This window comes from Aeromonas sp. FDAARGOS 1405 (genome assembly GCF_019048265.1).
Lineage (GTDB): Bacteria > Pseudomonadota > Gammaproteobacteria > Enterobacterales > Aeromonadaceae > Aeromonas > Aeromonas veronii_A.
Genome location: NZ_CP077311.1, coordinates 2,540,861 through 2,562,239, shown reverse-complemented (window position 1 = coordinate 2,562,239; position 21,379 = coordinate 2,540,861). Strand labels below are relative to the sequence as shown.

The following is a 21,379-nucleotide window of genomic DNA, read 5'->3' as shown; positions in this document are numbered from 1 at the left end:
ATCCAGTCAGCCTTCATCATTCGATGGCCCACTCCTTGAATTTGCGATCCAGCGTCTTGCGCGCCACCCCGAGCACCCGGGAGGCGGCCGACTTGTTGCCATCATGGCTGGCCACCACTTGCAGGATGTGGGCTTTTTCCACCTCCGCCAGCGGCCACGCCAGCGGATAACCCTCCTCGCTCGTGCCCGGTTCGGCCGGCTTGCTGCTCTGCCAGTAATCCGCCGGGGGCTTGCCCAGCAGCAGGCAGCGCTCGATAAGGTTGCGCAGCTCCCGTACGTTGCCGGGCCAGGGATAGGCCTGCATCGCTACCACATCCTCGTGGGTCCAGCTCAAGGAACCCATCCCCATCTCGGCGGTGAGCTGGCGGGTAAAGTGGTGCACCAGCGCGGGGATATCGTCGATGCGTTCGCGCAACGGGGCCACCGGCAGCGCCACCACGTTGAGGCGATAGAAGAGATCTTCGCGAAAGCGGCCCGCCTCCACCTCGGCCTTGAGGTTGCGGTTGGTGGCGGCGACGATGCGCACATCCACCGCCAATTCACGCTCAGCCCCCACCGGGCGGATGGCCTTCTGCTCCAGCGCCCGCAGCAGGGAGGCCTGCATGGCGAGCGGCATCTCGCCGATCTCGTCGAGAAACAGGGTGCCCTGATGGGCGACCCGGAACAGGCCGTCACGCCCCTTGCGGGCGCCGGTAAAGGCCCCCTGCACGTGGCCGAACAGCTCGCTTTCCAGCAGCTCCGGCGCGATGGAGGCGCAGTTGAGGGGCACAAAGGCCCCCATCCGGCCAGAGAGTTGATGCAGGGCGCGGGCCACCAACTCCTTACCTGTGCCGGACTCCCCCTCCACCAATACGGCGGCATTGGAGGGGGCTACTCTGGCGATGAGCGTCTTGAGCTCGCGGGTCTTGGCACTGTCGCCAATCAGGGTGGGCGGGAACAGCTTGCTCACCTCCCGGCGCAGCAGCAGGTTCTCCCGCTCCATCTGGCGGCGCTCGATGACTCTGTCCACCGCCTGCACCATCTGATCGAGGTTGAAGGGCTTTAGGATAAAGTCGCTGGCGCCGAGGCGCAGCGCCTTGAGGGCGGTCTCCATATCGCCAAAACCGGTCATGAAGATGATGTCGCTGCGACGGGTAGCGGGGTCTATGGCCTCGTGCCACTCGATGCCGGAGCGCCCCGGCAGCCGGATGTCGGCGATGATAAGGTCGAAGTGAAGGCGGCAGCGCAGGGCTTCCGCCTCCTCCACGCTGGCGGCAGTCTCAATCTGGGCAAAACGCTTGGCCAGCGCCTTGGCCAAAAAGCTGCGCATGCCGGGCTCATCGTCAACGATAAGCAGGGAAAGGGCAGACCAGCGGCTGGGAGGGAGTGTCATGGAAAAAAGTACCTCGGATGCACGTACGGTCGGTGAATGTCCCGATAACCGGAACCTTAGTGGGACATTTTGTCCTTACCGTATCAAAAGCACCAACACCAATTATTAAAAGCGATAACAAGCTCACCTAATTGATTCTAATAAGCTTCTGTTTTTAAACGGCAAACCGTGAATACAGCGGCAAAGGAACAGTTTGGCACCCTGCTTGCTTACTCTTGCCCTCTCCTCAGCCACCCTGAAAAAGTTGCATCACGATGACGATAAAAACCAGCCTCAAACGTTTTGCCCTCTCCCTCGCCACTAGCCTGCTGATCGCCGGTGTTGCCCACGCCGAAGCGGATACTAATGCCACAAAAGCGCCGATCCGCCTCGCCACCACCACCAGCACCGAGCAGTCCGGTCTGCTGGGCTGGCTGCTGCCCCAGTTCACCAAAGAGACTGGTTATCCGGTGCAGGTAATGGCGGCCGGTACCGGCCAGAGCCTGAAGATGGGCGAAAACGGCGACGCGGATCTGGTGATGACCCACGCACCGTCTGCCGAGAAGAAGTTTGTCGACGCAGGCTTTGGCATCGAGCCGGTACACCTGATGTACAACGACTTCGTTATCGTCGGCCCGACGAAAGATCCGGCGGGTCTGGCCAAGCTGCACGACGCGGCCAAGGGGCTGCAAGCCATCAAGGATAAAGGCCAGACCTTTATCTCCCGCGGTGACGAGTCCGGCACCCACATCAAGGAGCAGACCCTGTGGCAAGCCGCAGACGTTAAACCCGAGTTTGCCGGTTACAAATCCATCGGCCAGGGGATGGGCCCCACCCTGACCATGGCCTCAGAGCTGGGTGCCTACACCCTGACCGACCGCGGCACCTGGCTCGCCTACCAGAGCAAGCTGGATCTCGCCGTGCTGCTGGAGGGTGACAAGCGCCTGTTCAACCCCTATCAGGTGATCCTGGTCAACCCCAAGCGATACCCGGATCTCAACACCGAAGGGGCCCGCACCCTGAAAAACTGGCTGGTCTCCGAGCATGGCCAGAAGCTGATCGGTGACTTCAAGGTGGCGGGTCAGGCGCTGTTTGTAGCGGATGCCAACGGGAAATAATGGCAACCCTGACCCCTGCGATGACCTTGCTGGCCCTCCCCCGGTTCGCTGAGGGAGGTGCCTGATGCCGACCCTGCTCGACACGACCGTATTGACGGCCCTCGCCCTGCACGATGAGAGAGAGGTCTGATGCCGACATTGATCGACACGACATTGGCGGCCCTCGCCCTGCTGTTCAGTGGTGACACTGAACTGTGGCAGGTGGTGGGGGTCTCCTTCTCCGTCTCCTGCATCGCTCTGCTGCTGGTGCTGCTGCCCGCCTTGCTGCTGGGCTTTGCGCTGGCCTATCTGCCGCTGCCCGGCCGCTGGCTCTGGCTCTCCTGCATCAATACCCTGCAATCGGTGCCGACCGTGGTGATTGGCCTCTTGCTCTACATGCTGCTGTCGCGGGCCGGCCCTTTTGGCGACTGGAAGCTGCTCTTTACTCAGCAGGCGATGGTGGTGGGGCAGATGCTGATCGCCTTCCCGGTGATCGCCACCATGGCCCACGCGGCGTTTGTCCAGAGCGACCGGCGTGCCTGGGAGACAGCCCTGACCCTGGGGGTCTCCTGGCCCAAGGCGCTGATCGGCCTGATGCACGAGTGCCGCTTTGGCCTGCTGGCCGCCATCATCGGCGCCTTTAGCCGCATCGTCACCGAGGTGGGCTGCTCCATGATGGTGGGGGGCAATATCCTGCACTTTACCCGCAATATCCCCACCGCCATCGCACTGGAGACCCAGAAAGGGGCCTTCACCCAAGGAGTGGCGCTCGGCATAGTGCTGCTCACCCTCGCCCTCTTGCTCAACCTGCTGCTGACGGCGTGTCGCGGCCACAGCTATCTGAAGAACTGACCATGCCCCCACTGCGTATCAACAGGAGTACCCCATGGCTCTGACCGCCCACCAGCTGACGATGCGCTTTGGCGAGCGCCAGCTGTTCGAGATTGACCGGCTCGCCATCGCACCAGGGGATGCCATCTGGCTGCATGGAGCCAACGGGGTGGGCAAGACCACTCTGCTCAAGATCCTGGCGGGGCTGCTGGCACCTACCCGCGGCCACACCAATCTGCCGGGACGCTGGCAACAGCGGCTCAACCGGCTGCTCAAGCGGGATCTGGGGCCGGGCCGGGTCACCTATCTGCACCAGACCCCCTATCTGTTCGATCGCACAGTGCACGACAACGTGGCCTGGGCGCTCGATAAACAACTCGGCAGCGAGATCCGGGTGTTCGAGGCGCTGCGCCGGGTCGAGCTGGAGGGGCTGGCGCGGGAGCACATCAGCATTTTGTCCGGTGGCGAACGGCAACGGCTGGCGATGGCCCGCGCCTGGGCGCTGCAACCGGCCTTTCTGCTGATGGATGAGCCCACCGCCAATCTGGACACACATTCGGTTGCCCTGATGGCCGCATTGGCGCAAGATCTGCGGGAACATGGCAGCGGCCTGGTCGTCATCAGCCACCAGAGCAACGCCCTGACCGACCTGTGCGAGCGGCAATGGACCCTCGCCCGTGGCCAGCTGCAAGAGACGACCCCTTTAAAAATCATCGAGCGACATGACTTCAAAAAGCGACAGCCACTCTGATCCCGTTGCCGTATCAGCAGTGATCCTGGCAGGAGGCCGCGCCACCCGGATGGGAGGCGAAGACAAGGGATGGGTAGCACTGGCGGGACGCCCTCTTATCGACCACGTTCTGGCACGGCTGCGCCCCCAGGTGGATGAGGTGCTGATCAACGCCAACCGCAGTCAGGCCCGCTATCAGGCGCTAGCTCCGGTCATCAGCGATGACAACAACGACTATCTCGGCCCGCTGGCGGGCATGCAGGCAGGTCTTGCTGCCGCCCGTCACGACTGGGTGCTGTTTGTCCCCTGCGACGGCCCCGCACTGCCGCTGGATCTGATGAGCCGCTTTCGCGCCGCCCTGACCCCACAGACCGAGCTGGTAGTGGCCCACGACGGCGACTGGTTGCAACCCGTGGTGGCCCTGCTGCACAAATCCCTGCTCCCCTCCCTCACCTCAGCACTGGCAGAGGGTGAGCGCAAAATCGATATCTGGTTTGCCCGCCACCATATGGCGGTGGTGAGCTTTGCCGATCAGCCGGATGCCTTTATCAATCTCAATAGCCCTGCCGAGCTGGCTGCCTACGAGGCCCGTCTGCTTGCCCCGGCTATCGACCCCCAACAAGGAGTCACCTCATGACCCCGGCCCCCACTCTTCCCCTGCTCGGCTTCGCCGCCTGGAGCGGCACCGGCAAGACCACCTTGCTGGAGCAGTTGATCCCCCTGCTGGTGGATCGAGGCCTGCGCATCGGGGTGCTCAAACATGCCCACCACGACTTTGATATCGACCAGCCGGGCAAGGACAGTTACCGCCTGCGCAAGGCGGGGGCCCAGCAGATGATGGTGGCTTCCCGCTGTCGCCACGCTCGCATCATTGAAACCGAGCTGGCCGAAGCCGACTTTCGCCAGCTGCTGGCCAGCTTCGATCAGACAGAGCTCGATCTGCTCTTGGTCGAGGGGTTCAAGCACGAACACTTCCCGAAAATCGAGCTGCACCGCGCCGAGATTGGCAAGCCGCTGCTCTTCCCCGAAGACCGGGACATCATAGCGCTGGCCAGCGATCAGCCGGCAGAGACCACCCTGCCGCAACTCGATATCAACGACTTTGAGGCTATCGCCGACTTCGTCTGCAGCTGGCTTGACGGCTGCCAGAGCAAGGAGCCGGAGGCTGGCAACGGCTTTTTGTCGGTCGAAGCGGCCCGCAACGCCATTCTGGCAGCTCTCACCCCGAGCACCGCCTGCAGCGACAAACCGCTGGCCGAGTGCCACGGCGCCGTGCTGGCCACCGATCTGATCAGCCCCATCAATGTGCCGCCCCACGCCAACTCGGCGATGGACGGCATTGGCCTGCGCGGCGACGATCTCGCCGCCGGTCGCTGGCAACTGGTGGGGGAAGTGCTGGCGGGCCAGCAGCGCCACGAGCCTGTGCTGGCCGGTCAGGCGGTGCAGATCATGACCGGCGCTCCGCTGCCCCCCGGGGTGGATACTGTGGTGATGCGGGAAGAGACACTGATTGAAGGTGAGTGGGTCACCGTCACCGCCCCGATCCGCGCAGGGCAGAATGTGCGCCTGGCCGGCGAAGATCTCGCCAAGGGCGCGGTCGCCATCCCGGCCGGGACCTGGCTTGGTGCCCCCCAGCTGGGGCTGGCGGCATCACTCGGTCAGGCCTGTCTCACGGTGCGCACCCCGCTGAAAGTGGCGCTGTTCAGTACCGGCGACGAGGTGCAGGCGCCGGGCGAGCAGCTCGCCCCCGGCCATATCTTCGACAGCAATCGCTTCACCCTGATGGCACTTATCCGCGCCGCCGGTTGTGAGGTGATGGACCTTGGCATCATTCCCGATGACAAGACCATCCTGCGCCAGCAGCTGGAGCAGGCCGCCGCCAGCGCCGATCTGGTGTTGAGCTCGGGTGGGGTCTCGGTGGGCAACGCCGACTTTATCAAGCTGGTGCTGGCGGAGCTGGGCCAGATCGATTTCTGGCGCATCCAGATGCGGCCGGGCCGCCCGCTCGCCTTTGGCAAGCTGGGGCAGACCCCCTTCTTCGGCCTGCCGGGCAATCCGGTGGCGGCGATGATCTGCGTGCTGCAGTTTGTCGAGCCTGCCATCGCCCGCTTGCAAGGCAAGCGGTGGCAGCCGCTGCGCCTCTCGGCACTGGCGGACGAGAAGATGAAGAGCCGCCCGGGGCGCACCGAGTTTCTGCGCGGCATCTTCCATCAGGACCGTAACGGCCAGCTGCGGGTGCGCACCACAGGGCCACAGGGCTCCGGCATTCTCAGCTCCATGGCCGATGCCAACTGTCTGATTGAAATCGTACCGGATCAACCCGGGATCGCCGTTGGCGAGCGGGTCTGGATCCACCCCCTGCAGGGACGACTGGCCTGAATCCCGACGGGGCGTCGGCCGGATGCACGCCGCCCCGTCACCCACCTGACAGGAGGCAGACTGTGCGTCTTGATGCCCCCCTCTCCCGACTCGATCTGCTGGTCTATGGCCGCTACCGGATCGTCCATGGCCTGCGCATTGCGCTCGCCTTTATGCTCACCTTTCTGCTGACCCGCGAGCTGAAACTGCCGGAGAGCACCTGGCCGCTGATAACCTTGGTGGTGGTGATGGGCCCCATCTCGTTTTGGGGCAATGTGCTCTCCCGCGCCCTGCAGCGGGTGGTGGGCACCATCTTCGGCGCCAGTTGCGGGGTGGTGGCGCTCTATCTCGAGATCTACTCCCTGCCACTCACCCTGATCTGGTGCGGGTGTATCATGTTCCTCTGCGGCTATCTGGCCCTCGGCAAGCGCCCCTATGTGGGGCTGCTGATCGGCATCACCCTGGGAGTCACCATGGGGGCCATGCCGGGGGACATAGAGACGGCGCTGTGGCGCAGTGCCGACGTGATACTGGGCTCCCTGCTGGCGCTGCTCTTTTGCAGCATCTACCCCCAGCGGGCCTACAGCCACTGGCGGCTGCAACTGCACCAGATCCTGCAGCAGTCGGGGCGGCTCTATCACACCCACCTCTCCCCCAATGTGCTGGAGCGCCCGCGCCTCAAGCACAATCTCTCCCAACTGCTGGCCCAGACCGGCAAACTGCGGGCCCTGCTGGCCCCTGCGGCCAAGGAGACGCGCCACAGCGTCGCCCTGTTTGATGCGGTGCAGGTCACCATGCGCAACACCCTCTGCACTCTTGAGATGCTGGCCAACACCTACTGGAACGATCGGGAGAGCCACTTTCTGATGCAGAGCACGGCTGCGCTGCAAGCCTGCCATCTGGCCACCGAGGAGGCGATCAACCAGCTTGCCCTGATGATGCAAACCGGTGACGGTCGCGGGGCCGATGCCGCCATCGCCCGCCTGCACGAGGTGGCGACCCAGGTATCGCTGCCGCCCAACGCAGAGGCGGCCATCAATGGCTACCTCTGGCTCAACGTCCAGCTGACCGAACAGCTCACCCACCTGCGCCGCCTGCTGGGGCTGATCCTCACCCCGCCCCATCGCAAGCAGCCCGACTAGACCCAATGCAAAACGCCCCGCAGTGGCGGGGCGTTTTGCTGTCTGACTGGCCGTTTGGGCCATGAAGGCAGCAAATCTTAACTGGCATTGGCCAGCGGCTGCTCGGTGGTGAGGTAGAGGGAGAAATCCTGAATACCCGCCTGCAGGGCGGCAAAACAGTCGGGGTCTATTGCGGTGCCCAGATTCTCCGCCATCATCTCCAGCGCCTGCGGCACAGGGATGGCGCCGCGATAGGGGCGCTTGGCGGTGATGGCATCGAAGATGTCGGCTGTGGTGATGATGCGCGTCTCAAGGGTAATCTCGTTCCCCTTCAGCCCCTTGGGGTAGCCCTTGCCATCGAGCCGCTCATGGTGGGCGCCCGCCACTTGCGCCAGCTCCTCGAAGGCGCCGATGCGGCTCAGGATCTCCTCGGTGTAGGCGGCATGCATCTGCACCGCCGCCCACTCCTGCGCATCGAGCTTGCCCGGCTTGTCGAGGATGGCGTTGCTCACCCCGAGCTTGCCCACATCATGGAGCAAGGCGCCCCGCTTGAGCCAGCGTCGACGCGACTCGGACAACCCCATCTGGGTGGCAAGAATGTCGGTATAGAGCGCAACCCTGCCGCTGTGACCCGCGGTGTAGGGACTTTTGGAGTCCACCACCTGCCCGAAGGCGGCCGCGATTTCATCCAGATAATCTTCATCCAGCGCCACCTCCCCCTGTCCGGCCGGGTGGACCAGCACCCACTCGGTCAGTCGGGGATCGGCCAGCCCTTGCCAGAACTCCTCGTCGGCCAGCGCTTCAAATTCCCGAACCAGCGCCGGATCAAACCAGCTGCCGCTGCGCTCGCGCAGCTCCTTGAGCGCCGCATCCGGACCTGCGGCTGCGTGAAACACATCCACCACCTGACAGAGCAGGGCAATGCGCGAGAAGAGCGGGATCGCCTCGCCAGCCAGTTGCAGGGGCCGACCTTTGCCATTCCAGTGTTCATCAAGGGAGAGGATGCCATCGGCCACCTCGTCACTGAAACGCAGCTGGCGAGCAATATCCGCCCCCCGATGACAGCGGGTCTGGATCAGTTCGTTGGCAATCTGGTCACCGTTGCGAAAGATATGAAACAGGCTACGAAAACGTCCCAGCAGATCCGCCTGCAAGCCGGTGTGGCCCAGCACAAAGTTGACTACCTCGGAGAGGGAGCCATCCACCAGTTTGAAATCGCGTTTGAAGTGAAGATCGTCGGTGAGATAGAGCTCGCAGATACGGGCAGCATTGCTGCTGCACCCAAGATCCTTGAGCAGGAGCGTGTAGTAGAGATCATGGCGCAGACGGGCGTCCAGTCCCAGCCGCTCCCCCAAACGGGAACCTATCCAGCAGCAGCGAATGCAGTGTCCTCTTGGTTGCCCCTCAGTCATATCGAGCGCATGACTGAGGGAACCAATCAACTCCGCCAATCGCAATCCATTCACCGTCATAGTCTACTCCCTTAGACATCATGGCGATTTTGCCAGCAGATTAGGTATACCCCATCTGAAGCTGGATCGATCTGGATTCAGTTGAATTTAGGCAGCAACCTTGCCCTGATTAGCCCGCTCTTCCAGCTCCGCACGGCTCAGGGTAGAGACAAAGCGGCCATCGAAGTAGATATCCATCAACTCGCCACGCTTCTCGCCACGCATCATGCTGCGGCGACCATCCAGATAGTGCACCTCCATCTGGGCGGTATGCTCGTCCGGGTAGCTGATCTCCACCTCGCGCACCCCTTGTGGCAGCATGGCCAGCGGCACCGTCTTGAGGGCCGGATCCAGATGCTGGTTCACCTTGATCACCGGATCGGCTCTCATGTCCACCACAGCCGGAGATTTGCCGGTGATGGGGTTCTTGCCAGACCAGAACTCGATGGTATTGAACACAAACAGGTCAGCGGTCGCGGCCAGACCGTAGACAGGGGAGAGCAGCATAAAGACCCCGGCACGAGCGTAACGGTTATCCACCACGCTCAGGTTGCCCTTGGTGACCATGCCGGAAAGCCCCATCTGCCCCATACAGCCGCCCAGACCCATGCTCGCGACCATAACCAGCAGGGCCATTGCCCGCCCCTTCTGTTGTAATGCCATCGTGTTCTGTTCCTGCTCTGAAATAAATGAGGCGGCAAGCCTAATCAAGGGGCCAGAAGAGGACAATTCACAATGGCGGGGTGATACAGGAGGGGTTCAGATTGGCGTGCCAAGTGAGCAATAAATAAGCACCGATGGAATAATCATCCATTCGGTGCCTCGTTCAACAACCAATAACCGTCAGGAGCCGATGGCCAGATTGGAGACTGTCTCGGTCACATTGATGGCGCCCTGCTCGATCTGTGACATCACGCCACTCACCTCGCCGATCTGCTCCTTGCCACGCTGGGCACTGGTGGCCACCTCATTGATGTTGCCGGTGATCTGGGCCGTCAGTTCGCGGTTTTTCTGAACCACGCTGGCGATCTCGCCGGTCGAGAGGGAGGTGCGCGCAGCCAGCTGACGTACCTCGTCGGCCACCACCGCAAAGCCGCGCCCCTGATCGCCGGCCCGGGCAGCCTCAATGGCGGCGTTAAGGGCCAGCAGATTGGTCTGCTCGGCAATACTGCTGATGGTAGATACGATGGCTTCAATGCTTTTCGACTGCTCATTGAGCTGGCCAATCAGACCGGAAGTGCGGCTCACCTGTTCGGAAATGGCGCTGGAGATGGCAACCGATGCCGCCAGCAGTTCAGACCCGGTTTCGGCAAAGCGGGTGGTCTCCTGCGAAATGGTCTGGGCTATGTTGGCCGCCTCGCTCACTGCCTGGGAGCGCTTGATCCGCTCTGTCACCTCACTGGCAAACTTGATCACCTTGACCACCTTGCCGCTCTCATCCTTGATGGGGTTGTAGGTAGCCTCCAGCCAGATCTCGTTGCCGTGGCTGTCACGACGACTGAACAGCCCCGACTTGAGCTGGCCGTGGGCCAGATCGTCCCAGAAGTGAGGTTGCTCGTGATAGAAGCTCTCATCGCAAAACAGCCTGTGATGCTGCCCCTTGAGCTGCGAAAGGGAGTAACCGACGCAGGAGAGGAAATTCTGATTGGCCGTCACAATCTCCCCCTTGGGGGTGAACTCGATAATGGCGAGTGCCCGATCGAGTGCCGAGATGATCGCTTTCTGACGACTCAACTGCTGATAACTCTCGGTGATATCGGAGGCTATCTTGACGACCCTGACCACCTTGCCCTCAACCTTGACCGGGAAGTAGGTAGCCTCCAGCCACAACTCCCTGCCATGTTTGTCAATGCGCTGGTAGATGCCACTGTGGGAATGCCCCTGACGCAACTGTTCCCAAAACTGGGCATAGGAGGATGACTGGGCGTAGTGGGCATCACAAAAGATCCGGTGGTGTTTACCAATCACCTCCTGCTCGCTATAGCCCACCACACTCAGAAACAGCGGGTTCGCCTCGAGGATCTCGCCACTTGGTGTGAAACTGATGGTAGCGACACCGACTTTTACTGCATCAATAAATGCCTGGGCCTGGGCCAACTGCATTTGACACGCTTGTAATTCCGCTTTGAGTTTGAAGTTGAACATCTTGCCCTGCCCCTCTGTTACCTGTTTACAACTACATCACATCTGCATGAACTTTAGACGAGAAAGCAGAGGGATAACGGGGTCCCATCGATTAAGGTGCCAGATCCCACTCCAGATAGGCCGGATTGGCGACAAAGCCGATCCGCTCATAGAGTGGACGCCCCTGCTCGCTGGCATGGAGCCACACCTTTCCCAGCTGACGCGATCTGGCAAAGGCCGTTATGGCATCGAGCAGCGCCGTGGCGATCCCCTGCTGGCGCCATTGTGGCCGCGTATACATGTTGAGCAGATACCCCTCCATCCCCGCCAGATTGCCGGGATAGGGCGGCCGTTCAAACAATGCCAGCGTCCCTGCCGCCACGATCTGTTTGCCGCCCTCCTGCGTATCGGCCTCAGCCAGCCAGGATAGAGCCCTCTCTTCACTCATCGCCCGGGTAAAGTAGTCAAGGGTGGCCTGCCACAAGGCCGGGTCTGCCTGCGGCGTCACCAACTCACCGACCTCACAAAACAGCTCCATGCGCAGCGCCACCAGTGTGGGAATATCTGCGGCCCTTGCCTGACGAATGATCATTGGCTGCTCCTTTTCTCTCATGGGAAATTTCGCCGGCCGTCATTATGACAAAGAGCGCCTTGTGGCGCTCTTTGTCATTGGGGAAATCACTGATAAATCAATGGCTGCGACGTGTCAGCCAGTGATCCAGGCTCAGCACACCGCCGCCCCAGATGATAAGGATCAGCAGCATCCAGCCCCACAGCTGGTGATCGTAAAAGCCACCCGCCCAGAGGGTCGGGTAGGAGATCACCGCCATGATATTGAAGCCAAACAGCAGCAAGGCGGCCGGGCGAGTAAAAAGCCCCGCCAGCAGGAAGAGCGGCAACAGCAGCTCGGTCGCCGTACCCAGATAAGCAGCCCACAACCAGGGCAGCAGGGGCACCTGATACTCGGATTCAAACAGATAGAGGGTGGAATCCCACGCCGTCAGCTTGAGCCAGCCTGAAGTGATAAAAACCGAGGCGACCCAAAGCCGCGCCAACAACAGCACACCAGCACTGCTCCAGCGCGGCAAATCACCACTCGAGCTGGCCAGCGCCAGCCATTTGTTTGCCATCATGGCATTACCTCCATATCCACCAGCAGACCAAGGGTTATCAGGCGAGTGAGATGTTCACTGGCCGCAGGGTCGGCCGCAAGCAGATCGACCAGCGCCGTACCAGCGAGACAATCCTGTAGCAGCGCCCACTCACCCGCCGTCAGGGGCAAGGGGGCAACCCGGCAATCCGGCTGTTTCTTCAGTGCCAACCAGACGGGGACATCAAGCACCTCCACCGCTTCACCACAGTGCAGCGCCATCTGCCACAGGGCCAGCACCGGATAATCGCTGGCAACCAGCAGCAGATCCGTGGCTGGCAACAGCCGCAGCCGCTCCCATTGTTGCGGCGATAATGCGGCCAGACGCTCGGCTGGCCAGCAGCGTGATTCCAGCGGCAGCAGACTGGCACGCTCAAGCTGCCATTCGAACTGAGCCAGCGCCTCCAGCCAGGGCAGCCCGGTTGTAGTCGGCAAGCGGGCCAACCATTGGCCAAATCCGGCACCATAATGCATGACGCTCCCTTCCCTGAGCGGCTCGGCCAATACGAAGCCACGGGCCGCCGCTGCAAAAAAGTCATCCCCGACCATAGCCTTGACGGCGGGATAACTGCTCGCCAGCACCTCGCCAAGGCTCAGGATGAAGTGGTTGCGATAGACCTGCAGCACAGATTCGGCAGAAAAGAGCCGGGAGCTGATGTGAGGGGAAATGGCGTCAGGCGCCCCCAGCAGACCATCGGCAAAGTGCTGTTGCAGCTGTGCCAGTTCAGCCATGGGCCACCTCCCGTGGTGCACTCATGGCACGCGCCTCATCCAGAATGGCGCCGGCCTTCGCCGCCTCTGCCAGCAAGACCGACAGCGGCGGGATCTCGAGGTCCCACTCAATCAGGGTGGGAATGGCCTGCTTGCGGCAGATCTGGCGATAGAGTTCCCAGACCGGCTCCACCACAGGGACGCTGTGGGTATCGATATAGAGGGAGCCTTCCGGCAGCTGTTTCTCGGTATAACCGGCCAGATGGATCTCCCCGACGGTGGCGAGATCGATCGCCGCCAGATACTCATCGCAAGAGAAACCGTGATTGAAGGCACTGACATAGAGATTGTTGAGGTCGAGCAGGATGCCACATTCGCTGCGCTGCTGCAGCTCGGCCAGAAATTCCCACTCGCTCATCTCCCCGGGCAGTTGCAGATAGGAGGAGGGATTTTCAATCAACATGCGGCAACCCAGGGTCTGTTGTACCTGCTGGATCTTGTCGCTCATGTTGCGCAGGGAGGCTCGGGTATAGGGCACCGGCAGCAGATCGTTGAAGTAACGCCCACCAATGCTGCCCCAGCTGAGATGTTCGGAGATCCGTACCGGTTTGATCGCCGCGGCCAGTGTCGACAACTGCTGCAGATGGTGCGGATCGAGCGGGTCGGCAGAACCGAGGGACATGCCAACGCCGTGAAGACTGACGGGGTAGTGCTGCGCCAGTTCGGCGAGCACCTGAAAACCGTGACTGTGCCATTCGAAGTAATTTTCACTGTGCACCTCCAGCCAACCGACTGCCGGCAGGGTTTGCCGGATCTCATCGTAATGGGGAGTGCGTAATCCGATACCAATCAAAGGGTTCATCGCAAGACTCGCTTTCGCCAATCAGAGAAGATGCAGGGGGCGACCCATTGGCCATCCCCTGCCCGATGTCTCTTACTTGGGTTGCAGCGAACCGCCGACCAGCTTCTCGCACAGCCCTTTGGGCATCACCACAAAGGCATCACCCTGAGCATCTTCCTTGGCAGTACCGGCGCAGGAGCTGCTCTTGGTCGCACAGTCATTTTTGCTGGCCTTGACCACGCCGTAGCACTTCTCCTTTTCATCGGCAGCCATTGCTGGTGCCGCGATAAACTGGGCGCCCAGCGCCAGCAGACCGGTCATGGCGGAGGCGATAGCAGTGCTTTTTTTAACATTCATGTTCATGTTCCTTTTGATGTCGTTGGATGTTGCTGATATCCCCGATTTGTCGCAACCGGGTACCTGCAATAGAACCGGCAAACGGGATATTCCCTTTCAAAAAAACACAAAAAGAGTTAAAAAACCCAAAGGCAAATATTCAATCAATTGATTTTAAACAGCTATTTCATCATTGAAAATGTCTCGACGACCACCCATTAATGAACGGGAAAAGTGCCATATGGTGCTTTCATCCCGTTAATCTTCTTCACTGCTTCCATCAAAAGAGATGCGTCAGACATAAAAAAGCCCCGCCAACAGGCAGGGCTGGATGCAACTTGCAAGAAACAAACAACAAACAAATGGGGACCAGGAGTTGCGGCAAGCAGATAAAAAAAGAGACAGCTTTGGCTGTCTCTTTTTGCACATGGTGCGAATGGGGTTTAGTAGAAGATCCGCTCGCCACGCTCGCTCATTTTGAGCCACACCGGTTTGGTACTGGTTTTGTTCCAGATCCGGTGCAGATAGCTGTAGAAGCGGGCACGATCGCTGCGAAACAGCATCACGGGGAAAGCCAGAATGCCCACCAGCAATACATAAATGCGACGAAGAATAATCTGAGTCAGGGAAAAGGGATGAAACATGATGTAACTCCTTACTGGTAAGACCACTGAGCAAAGATTACCCCACTCCATGTAGGATTACTACATCACCAACGCATTTTTTTTATAAAAAATGGTGAAAAACGGGAAATACTGAAAACGGGTTACGTCATTAACCAACAGTTAACAAACTTGCGAAAATCGTGCGCTTTGCCACAGTTATCAGGGGAAAAACATGCAGTAGGGAGACACGCATGAAACTGCCGGAAGTGGCACTGCTGGTGCTGATGGTTGCCCTGACACGAGCACAACTGGAGGAGTGGCAACTGAATCGGGAAGATGCCATCGTGCTGGCCGAACGGGGCGTGCCCACCGTCAGCCTGTGGCAATGCGGCACACTGAAGCAACGGATTGCGGATCTCAACCAGCACAGTGCCGAGGTGCAGTTTCAATATCGGGGGCAAAACATGGCGGATGTGAGCCACTATCTCGAGCGCGAGTGGAAACAGGCTGGCTGCGAACAGTTACTGGTACAGCAAGGATACTGACCAAAGCTCAGACTCGAAGAGTGATGATTGAGATAAACAGAGAAAATATGGAGGCACGTTCCGGAGTCGAACCGGACTAAACGGATTTGCAATCCGCTGCATAACCGCTTTGCTAACGCGCCATGCTGACAAGACTGATTGTCTTGAAAGTGAGTTCCATCGTTGGTGCGATGGAAAATTGGAGCGGGAAACGAGACTCGAACTCGCGACCCCGACCTTGGCAAGGTCGTGCTCTACCAACTGAGCTATTCCCGCGTTACTGCTTTCGTGCCAGTTGCCTGACAACGAGGCGCATTATACGTACCACGAGCGCCAGCACAACCCCTTTTTCGCAATTTAAGCCCTGATGCAGACTGTTTGCTCAGGGTTTAAACGCCTTGCTGCATTTTTCTCCAGCCAGCTGTGACCCACCAAGCGAATTTGGGATAAAGTCGTTGAAATGATTACGCTTTCGTTCGAGACTTGAGCGGCTTAATAACCGGATTCTCAATTGAAAATCACAAGATGAAAGGGATCTTCACGCTTCGTGGGCTCAGGCCGCAGTTAATGCTGGCTTTTTTCATGTTGGGCATGGTGCCCTTTTTGGTCATCACCCTCTTCTTCCTATACAGCCACGGCAAGGATCTCACCACCCAGACCTCCAACCATCTGGTCTCCGTTCGTAATATCAAGAAGAGTCAGCTCGAGGATTACTTCAACAACCTCAAAGAGCAGATCATCAACTTCTCCCAGCAGGATTTTGCCGGCAACAGTATCGGCCGTTTCTATGGCTTTACCGGCGCCTTCGAGAAGTTGGGCACCACACCGCAGGAGGCCCGCAGCCGTGCTCAGGCCCGCTATCTGCCAGGCTCCTGGGATCAACTGCGCAAACCGGACAGTCAAGTAGAGATCGAACCCTCCATCACGGCGCTGATCCTCGCCGACGAGATGTATGGCCGGGTGCACCAGCGCTTTCATCGCGGCTATGCCGACATGGTGCGCAAGTCTAACTACAGCGACATCTTTCTGGTGGACCTCAACGGTGATGTGGTCTATTCGGTCACCAAGCACCCTAACTTTGCCACCAATCTGCTCTCCGGCCCCTATCAGGGCAGTGGCTTGGGCCAGACCTTTGCCAAGATCAAACGGCGCCTCGATGGTGGCCAGAAACCACAGCAGATCTTCGAGTTCACCGATTTTGGCCGCAACGAGCTGACCGGGCAGGTGGTCGCCTACATGGCAGCCCCCGTGATGCAATACGACTATGTGCGCGGGGTGGTGATTTTCGAGCTGTTGCCGGACAAGCTCAACCAGATCATGGCGGAGCGGGAGGGGCTGGGCGAGACCGGCGAAACCATACTGATCGGCCCGGACAAGCGGATGCGCGCCGATGCCTGGCTGGCACCACAGTTCAGCGTCGAGAACAGCTTCAGCCCCAATTTCCGGCCGCTGCAAACGCCCCTCATCACCAAGACTCTCTCCGGCGAGCAGGGGGTCGGGCTGTTCCACTCCTATCAGGATGACGAGGTGCTGGCTGCCTACACCCAGGTGAAGGTGTTCGATACCGAGTGGGCCTTTATCGCCGAGATCTCCACCCGGGAAGCCTATGCCCCGATCCGCCAGCTGGAAACCCTGGTGATTGTGCTGGGTGCAGGCTCGGTGCTGCTGCTGATCCTCTTCTCCCGCTGGCTCTCCCACTCCATCACGGCGCCGCTGCGATCCCTGACCGAAGCAGCCGAGCAGGTGGCCGACGGCGCGCTGGATCACCCCATCGCCATCGAGCGCACCGGCGATGATATCGACCGGCTGGCCGAAGCGTTTCGCCATATGCAGCGCTCGGTGAAGGACAAGATCGAACTGATCGAACAGCAGACCCAGGAGCTGCAACAGCAGGTCAAACTGACCCACAAGCAGAACCTTAGCCTGCAGCAAGCGGACAAACTCAAGGATGAACTGCTGGCCAACACCTCCCACGAGCTGCGTACCCCCATTCACGGCATCAAGGGGATGGCCGAGTCCATGCTCGCCAGCCAGCAGGATTTGACCGAAGGGCAGCAAAAACAGCTCGGCCTCATCATCAAGAGCGCCGACGGCCTGGCCCGTCTGGTTGACGATCTGCTGGACTACCACCAGATGCGCTACGGCCAGCTGGAGATCCACTCACAACCCGTCTCATCAAAAGGGGTTATCCGGCTGGTGCTGGATCTCTGCCAGCATCTTGTGCAGGCCAAACCCCTCACTCTGGTGGATATCAGCCCGGCCGAACTGCCGCCGGTGCTGGCCGACGAGCAGCGGCTCGAACAGGTGCTCTACAACCTGGTGGGTAACGCCATCAAGTACACGCCGCAGGGCAAGGTGGTGCTCAGTGCCATCGTCGAGAACAACTTCCTGCGCATCAAGGTCACGGATACCGGCATCGGCATCGCCCCCGATCATCTGGAACACATCTTCGAGCCGCTGGTGCAGATGAGCCCGGAGGTAAGCAAGCAGGGGGCTGGCCTTGGCCTCTCCATCACCCGCCAGCTGGTGCACCTGATGGGGGGCGAGCTGTTTGTCGAGAGCGAGCCGAGCGTTGGCTCTACCTTCGCCTTTACCCTGCCCCTTGCCACCGGCAAAGCGGCCAATCTGACTCTCGACAGCCGCCAGATCGAGCATCAGCTGGTGCGCCAGCAACCTCTGATCCTGCCGGACTGGGAGAGCGACGATCTGCCCCCTCCCCCCGAGGGTGCGCCGCTCATTCTGGTGGTGGATGACGAGCCCATCAACCTGCACATCCTGCGCCATCTGCTGCAGCCCTGCGGCTACCGCATCCTGCCCAGCAGCGACGGTCACGATGCGCTGGCCAAGCTGGCCGAGGAGCAGGTGGATCTCATCCTGCTCGATGTGATGATGCCCACCCTCTCCGGTTTTGACGTCTGCCGCCGCCTGCGCCAGCAGCACCCGAAAGATATGCTGCCGGTGCTGCTGCTCACCGCCCTCAACCAACCCAAAGATATCGAGGAGGGCTTCGGGGCCGGTGCCAACGACTATCTGGTCAAACCCTTCTGCAAAGAAGAGCTGTTTGCCCGGGTCAAGGCACTGCTGGAGGCCAAGGCCGGACGCGCCTCGCTGGTAGAGAACCGGCTATTGAAGCAGGAGATCGAACATCGCCTCACCCTGCAGGATCGACTGCATCAGGATCAGCAGCGGCTGCTGGCCCTGCTCGGCGAAGGGGCCGACCCCATGATCTTTATCGACGAGCAGGGCACAGTGCTGTTTGCCTCGCGGGTGCTGGCGCGCCTGCTGGGACAGGAGCCGGAAGCCATGGAGGGGCAGCCCCTCAATGAGTGGCTCGCCACCCCGCTGCAACATCAGTGGCCCGACCTTGCCAGCGAACGGGAACACAATCTGGAATTTTTGGTGGCCGGGCAAAAAGATGTGCTCAACGCCCGTGCCCTGCCCATCGCGCTCGGAGGACAGGCAGCTTTCGCCCTCACTCTGAGTACCGAGCTGCGTCAGGATGAGAACCGGGTAATGGCGCTGGAGAACGCCCTCAAGAACCTCTCGCGGCAAGCCATCATCGAAGATGAACAGCTGCTGGGCGAGCTGAGCCGCCTGGGTGGCGAGTTCCGTTCGCTGGCCGACGACCTCATTCGCCAGCAGGATGACGAGCCGCTGCGCCGTGCGCTGGTAGAGACCATGCAGCTCACCCTGGATGCCTGGCAGCAGGGGACCGGCAAGGGCAAAATTGTGCTGGCAGAGAAGAGCAAGCTGTGGCGGGTCTATATGGACAGATCCAGCCCGCAGACCCGTACCCTCGACAAATACCTGAGTCTGGACACCCTGCCCAAGTCGCCACGCTGGAAGACGGTGGTGGCCACCACCGAGTATGTGCTGGGCCACTGCCCGCTCAATGACCACCAGCGCCAGCAGTTGCAGCACAGCGCACAGACCCTGCGTCAACTCGCCAACCGCAAACCGTGACACGGCGCCCTAAACGGGCGCCGGATCACAATTGGCAATCTGGTTTCTTTTTATGCAAAACAAAGCCCCGCCCGATCCCGAAACCGAGAGCAGATCCAATTCACAAATTTGTCATATACGCCATTTTCACAGCCACTTTTTACGCGAGAGCAAATAACGCAAACAAATGATTTTAAACAGATAAAAATCGATTTTGACGAGATTGACGTAACACCGTCAATTTTTACGAAAACAACGAAATCAATAGTTGTTGTTTTCCTGTTAATTCTGGTTTGCTTAGGGCGTTGGAAAACAGAACGACAAAGGTTAGACACCTGACCAACACAGAGGGCCGATTTCATCAGCATGCGAAACCGGTGCTCACACAAAACAAGGCGAACCCTCGGGAATGCCAAAAAATAAGAAAGGAAAACATATGCTTGCCAAAGTATCCAAAATCTCTACCGCTGTAATGCTGGGAACCATGATGCTTGCCGGTGCCGCCGGTAACGCCATGGCCGCAGAAAACAAAACCGTGCTGACCATGGTCGCACAGCAGGAAACCGCCTGGGTCAAGAACTTCAACCCCTTCCTGCAAGCGGGCTTGCTGCACACCACCCGTCACTTCATCTATGAACCGCTGGTGATCTTCAACGATATGCAAGGGGGCAAACCCGTCTATCGTCTGGCCACCAACTATGCGTTCAGCGATGACCTGAAATCCGTCACCTTCGATCTGCGTGACGGCGTGAAGTGGTCTGACGGCGAAGCCTTTGATGCCGATGACATCATCTTCTCCTTCAATCTGGTCAAGGCCAACAAGGCGCTGGATGAGCGCTCAATCTGGACCCAGATCAAGAGCGTCGAGAAGCTGGCCCCCAACAAGGTCAAATTCGACCTGACCGAGGTCAACACCAACGTGGTGAACGATCTGGTGCTGGTACCTATCGTGCCGGAGCATCAGTGGAAATCGGTGAAAGATCCGGTTGCCTTCACCAACGACAAGCCGGTTGGTACTGGCCCCTTCACCGAAGTGGACAACTTCTCCGCCCAGCTCTATACCCAGTGCCGCAACCCGCACTACTGGGATAACGCCAACCTCGCTATCGACTGTCTGCGTATGCCGCAGATGGCCACCAACGATCAGGTGCTGGCTGCTGTCATGAAGGGTGACATCGACTGGTTCGGCTCCTTCGTGCCGGATATCGAGCGCCTCTACGTCGGCAACGATCCGAAGAACAACAAATACTGGTTCCCGGCCTCCGGTACCGTGGCGTTCAACGTCAACTTCCAGACCAAGAACCCGGGCAACCACGAAGCCTTCAACGACATCAACTTCCGCCGCGCCTTCTCCATGGCGATGGACCGCCAGTCCATGGTGGATATCGCGGGCTACGGCTACCCCACCGTCAACGAGTACCCGTCAGGTCTGGGCAAAGCCTTTGACTCCTGGAACAACCCGGAAGTGGACAAGAAGTACGGCAAGTACAACAAGTTCGATCTGGAAGGGGCCAAGGCCCTGCTGAAAGAGGCAGGCTACAAGGATTGTGACGGCGACAAGTTCCTCGACACCCCGAGCTGCAAAAAGATCGAGTTCAAGGTACTGGTACCGAACGGCTGGACCGACTGGGTCAACACAGTACAGATCGGTGTAGAAGGGCTGCAGGCACTGGGCCTGAACGCCAAGACCGCCACCCCGGAAGCAACCGTCTGGACCGAGAACCTGATCACCGGTGACTTCGATGTCGCCCTGCAGGGTTACTTTGCCGGTGCCAACCCGCACAAGTACTTCGAGACTGCATTCCACTCCCGCAACATGGGTGAGCGCGGCAACCGCTTCGCCGCACCCCGTTACAAGGATCCCGAGCTCGACAAGCTGATCGATGACTTCACCCAGACCGCCGATGCGGCCAAGCAGAAGGAGATCATGTTCGCCATCCAGGATCGTGTTGGTGCCAACCAGACCATCATTCCGGTCTTCAACAACCCGACCTGGTATGAGTACAGCACCAAGCGCTTCAACGGCTGGTTCAGCGCTGATAACCCGGTAGCCAAACCTCAGCTCCACCCGGACACCCCTGAGCGTCTGCTGCACGTGTTGTCCCTCAAGCCAAACAGCTAAACAATCCCGGCCCCCTGCGGGGGGCCATCTTCCCCGTTAATCCCCTTCTTGCCCGGCTTTGCCGGGGTTGGGGTAGCTATACCCG

At 59.9% G+C, this 21,379-nt stretch carries 19 protein-coding genes and 2 tRNA genes; 9 read left to right on the top strand and 12 right to left on the bottom strand.

The window, feature by feature from the left end:
* Nucleotides 1–16: 16 nt before the first annotated feature.
* Nucleotides 17–1,372, bottom strand: coding sequence for a sigma-54 dependent transcriptional regulator (locus tag I6L35_RS12100; protein ID WP_064339669.1), 1,356 nt, complete (start codon nt 1,370–1,372; stop codon nt 17–19).
* 254 nt (nt 1,373–1,626) lie between these two features.
* Between I6L35_RS12100 and I6L35_RS12095 the strand changes: the two genes are divergently transcribed.
* From I6L35_RS12095 to I6L35_RS12070, 6 genes are all read left to right on the top strand, one after another.
* Nucleotides 1,627–2,469, top strand: a complete 843-nt coding sequence (locus I6L35_RS12095; protein ID WP_216978279.1) for a substrate-binding domain-containing protein — start codon at nt 1,627–1,629, stop codon at nt 2,467–2,469.
* Between the two features lie 129 nt (nt 2,470–2,598).
* Nucleotides 2,599–3,300 carry an ABC transporter permease gene (locus I6L35_RS12090; RefSeq protein ID WP_019446238.1) on the top strand — a complete coding sequence of 234 codons (702 nt, stop codon included), beginning with the start codon at nt 2,599–2,601 and terminating at the stop codon, nt 3,298–3,300.
* 34 nt (nt 3,301–3,334) lie between these two features.
* Entirely contained in the window at nt 3,335–4,030 is a 696-nt protein-coding gene (locus I6L35_RS12085) for an energy-coupling factor ABC transporter ATP-binding protein (protein ID WP_005362120.1), read from the top strand.
* Nucleotides 4,002–4,646, top strand: coding sequence for a molybdenum cofactor guanylyltransferase MobA (gene mobA / locus I6L35_RS12080; protein ID WP_216978278.1), 645 nt, complete (start codon nt 4,002–4,004; stop codon nt 4,644–4,646). The genes I6L35_RS12085 and mobA overlap by 29 nt, the downstream gene beginning before the upstream one ends.
* Nucleotides 4,643–6,388, top strand: coding sequence for a bifunctional molybdopterin-guanine dinucleotide biosynthesis adaptor protein MobB/molybdopterin molybdotransferase MoeA (locus I6L35_RS12075; protein WP_216978277.1), 1,746 nt, complete (start codon nt 4,643–4,645; stop codon nt 6,386–6,388). The genes mobA and I6L35_RS12075 overlap by 4 nt, the downstream gene beginning before the upstream one ends.
* Nucleotides 6,389–6,450: 62 nt before the next feature.
* Nucleotides 6,451–7,509, top strand: a complete 1,059-nt coding sequence (locus I6L35_RS12070; RefSeq protein ID WP_042054492.1) for an FUSC family protein — start codon at nt 6,451–6,453, stop codon at nt 7,507–7,509.
* 77 nt (nt 7,510–7,586) lie between these two features.
* Here I6L35_RS12070 and I6L35_RS12065 read toward each other — a convergent pair whose 3' ends face one another.
* The 9 genes from I6L35_RS12065 to I6L35_RS12025 all read right to left on the bottom strand — a co-directional run bounded on the left by I6L35_RS12065 (nt 7,587) and on the right by I6L35_RS12025 (nt 14,745).
* The gene (locus I6L35_RS12065; RefSeq protein WP_019446713.1) at nt 7,587–8,960 is read right to left on the bottom strand and encodes an HD-GYP domain-containing protein; all 1,374 of its coding nucleotides are present in this window, start codon (nt 8,958–8,960) and stop codon (nt 7,587–7,589) included.
* An 87-nt stretch (nt 8,961–9,047) separates the two neighbouring features.
* On the bottom strand, nt 9,048–9,602 hold the full coding sequence (locus I6L35_RS12060) for a DUF3332 domain-containing protein (RefSeq protein ID WP_216978276.1): 555 nt from the start codon (nt 9,600–9,602) through the stop codon (nt 9,048–9,050).
* 180 nt (nt 9,603–9,782) lie between these two features.
* Nucleotides 9,783–11,084: a PAS domain-containing methyl-accepting chemotaxis protein gene (locus I6L35_RS12055; protein ID WP_216978275.1), complete on the bottom strand. Its 1,302-nt coding sequence runs from the start codon at nt 11,082–11,084 to the stop codon at nt 9,783–9,785.
* Between the two features lie 91 nt (nt 11,085–11,175).
* Nucleotides 11,176–11,655: a GNAT family N-acetyltransferase gene (locus tag I6L35_RS12050; protein ID WP_216978274.1), complete on the bottom strand. Its 480-nt coding sequence runs from the start codon at nt 11,653–11,655 to the stop codon at nt 11,176–11,178.
* Between the two features lie 97 nt (nt 11,656–11,752).
* Nucleotides 11,753–12,196 (bottom strand): DoxX family protein, encoded by a 444-nt coding sequence (locus I6L35_RS12045; protein WP_158112124.1) that lies wholly within the window; start codon nt 12,194–12,196, stop codon nt 11,753–11,755.
* Entirely contained in the window at nt 12,193–12,945 is a 753-nt protein-coding gene (locus I6L35_RS12040; protein ID WP_216978273.1) for a DNA-binding domain-containing protein, read from the bottom strand. The genes I6L35_RS12045 and I6L35_RS12040 overlap by 4 nt, the downstream gene beginning before the upstream one ends.
* Nucleotides 12,938–13,786 (bottom strand): DUF692 domain-containing protein, encoded by an 849-nt coding sequence (locus I6L35_RS12035; RefSeq protein WP_216978272.1) that lies wholly within the window; start codon nt 13,784–13,786, stop codon nt 12,938–12,940. The genes I6L35_RS12040 and I6L35_RS12035 overlap by 8 nt, the downstream gene beginning before the upstream one ends.
* Nucleotides 13,787–13,858: 72 nt before the next feature.
* Nucleotides 13,859–14,122, bottom strand: coding sequence for a DUF2282 domain-containing protein (locus tag I6L35_RS12030; RefSeq protein WP_005334862.1), 264 nt, complete (start codon nt 14,120–14,122; stop codon nt 13,859–13,861).
* Nucleotides 14,123–14,544: 422 nt separating this feature from the next.
* Nucleotides 14,545–14,745 carry a YbfA family protein gene (locus I6L35_RS12025; RefSeq protein ID WP_005334863.1) on the bottom strand — a complete coding sequence of 67 codons (201 nt, stop codon included), beginning with the start codon at nt 14,743–14,745 and terminating at the stop codon, nt 14,545–14,547.
* A gap of 212 nt (nt 14,746–14,957) precedes the next feature.
* Here I6L35_RS12025 and I6L35_RS12020 point away from each other — a divergent pair, with 212 nt between their 5' ends.
* The gene (locus I6L35_RS12020; RefSeq protein WP_005347702.1) at nt 14,958–15,251 is read left to right on the top strand and encodes a hypothetical protein; all 294 of its coding nucleotides are present in this window, start codon (nt 14,958–14,960) and stop codon (nt 15,249–15,251) included.
* 48 nt (nt 15,252–15,299) lie between these two features.
* Here I6L35_RS12020 and I6L35_RS12015 read toward each other — a convergent pair.
* Together I6L35_RS12015 and I6L35_RS12010 are read right to left on the bottom strand one after the other, a co-directional pair.
* A tRNA-Cys gene (locus I6L35_RS12015) sits at nt 15,300–15,373 on the bottom strand.
* Between the two features lie 57 nt (nt 15,374–15,430).
* A tRNA-Gly gene (locus I6L35_RS12010) sits at nt 15,431–15,506 on the bottom strand.
* Nucleotides 15,507–15,755: 249 nt separating this feature from the next.
* Between I6L35_RS12010 and I6L35_RS12005 the strand changes: the two genes are divergently transcribed.
* Nucleotides 15,756–19,193: an ATP-binding protein gene (locus I6L35_RS12005; protein ID WP_216978271.1), complete on the top strand. Its 3,438-nt coding sequence runs from the start codon at nt 15,756–15,758 to the stop codon at nt 19,191–19,193.
* Nucleotides 19,194–19,608: 415 nt separating this feature from the next.
* Complete coding sequence (locus I6L35_RS12000) at nt 19,609–21,294, top strand: ABC transporter substrate-binding protein (protein WP_216978270.1); 1,686 nt, start codon at nt 19,609–19,611, stop codon at nt 21,292–21,294.
* Nucleotides 21,295–21,379 lie beyond the last annotated feature (85 nt).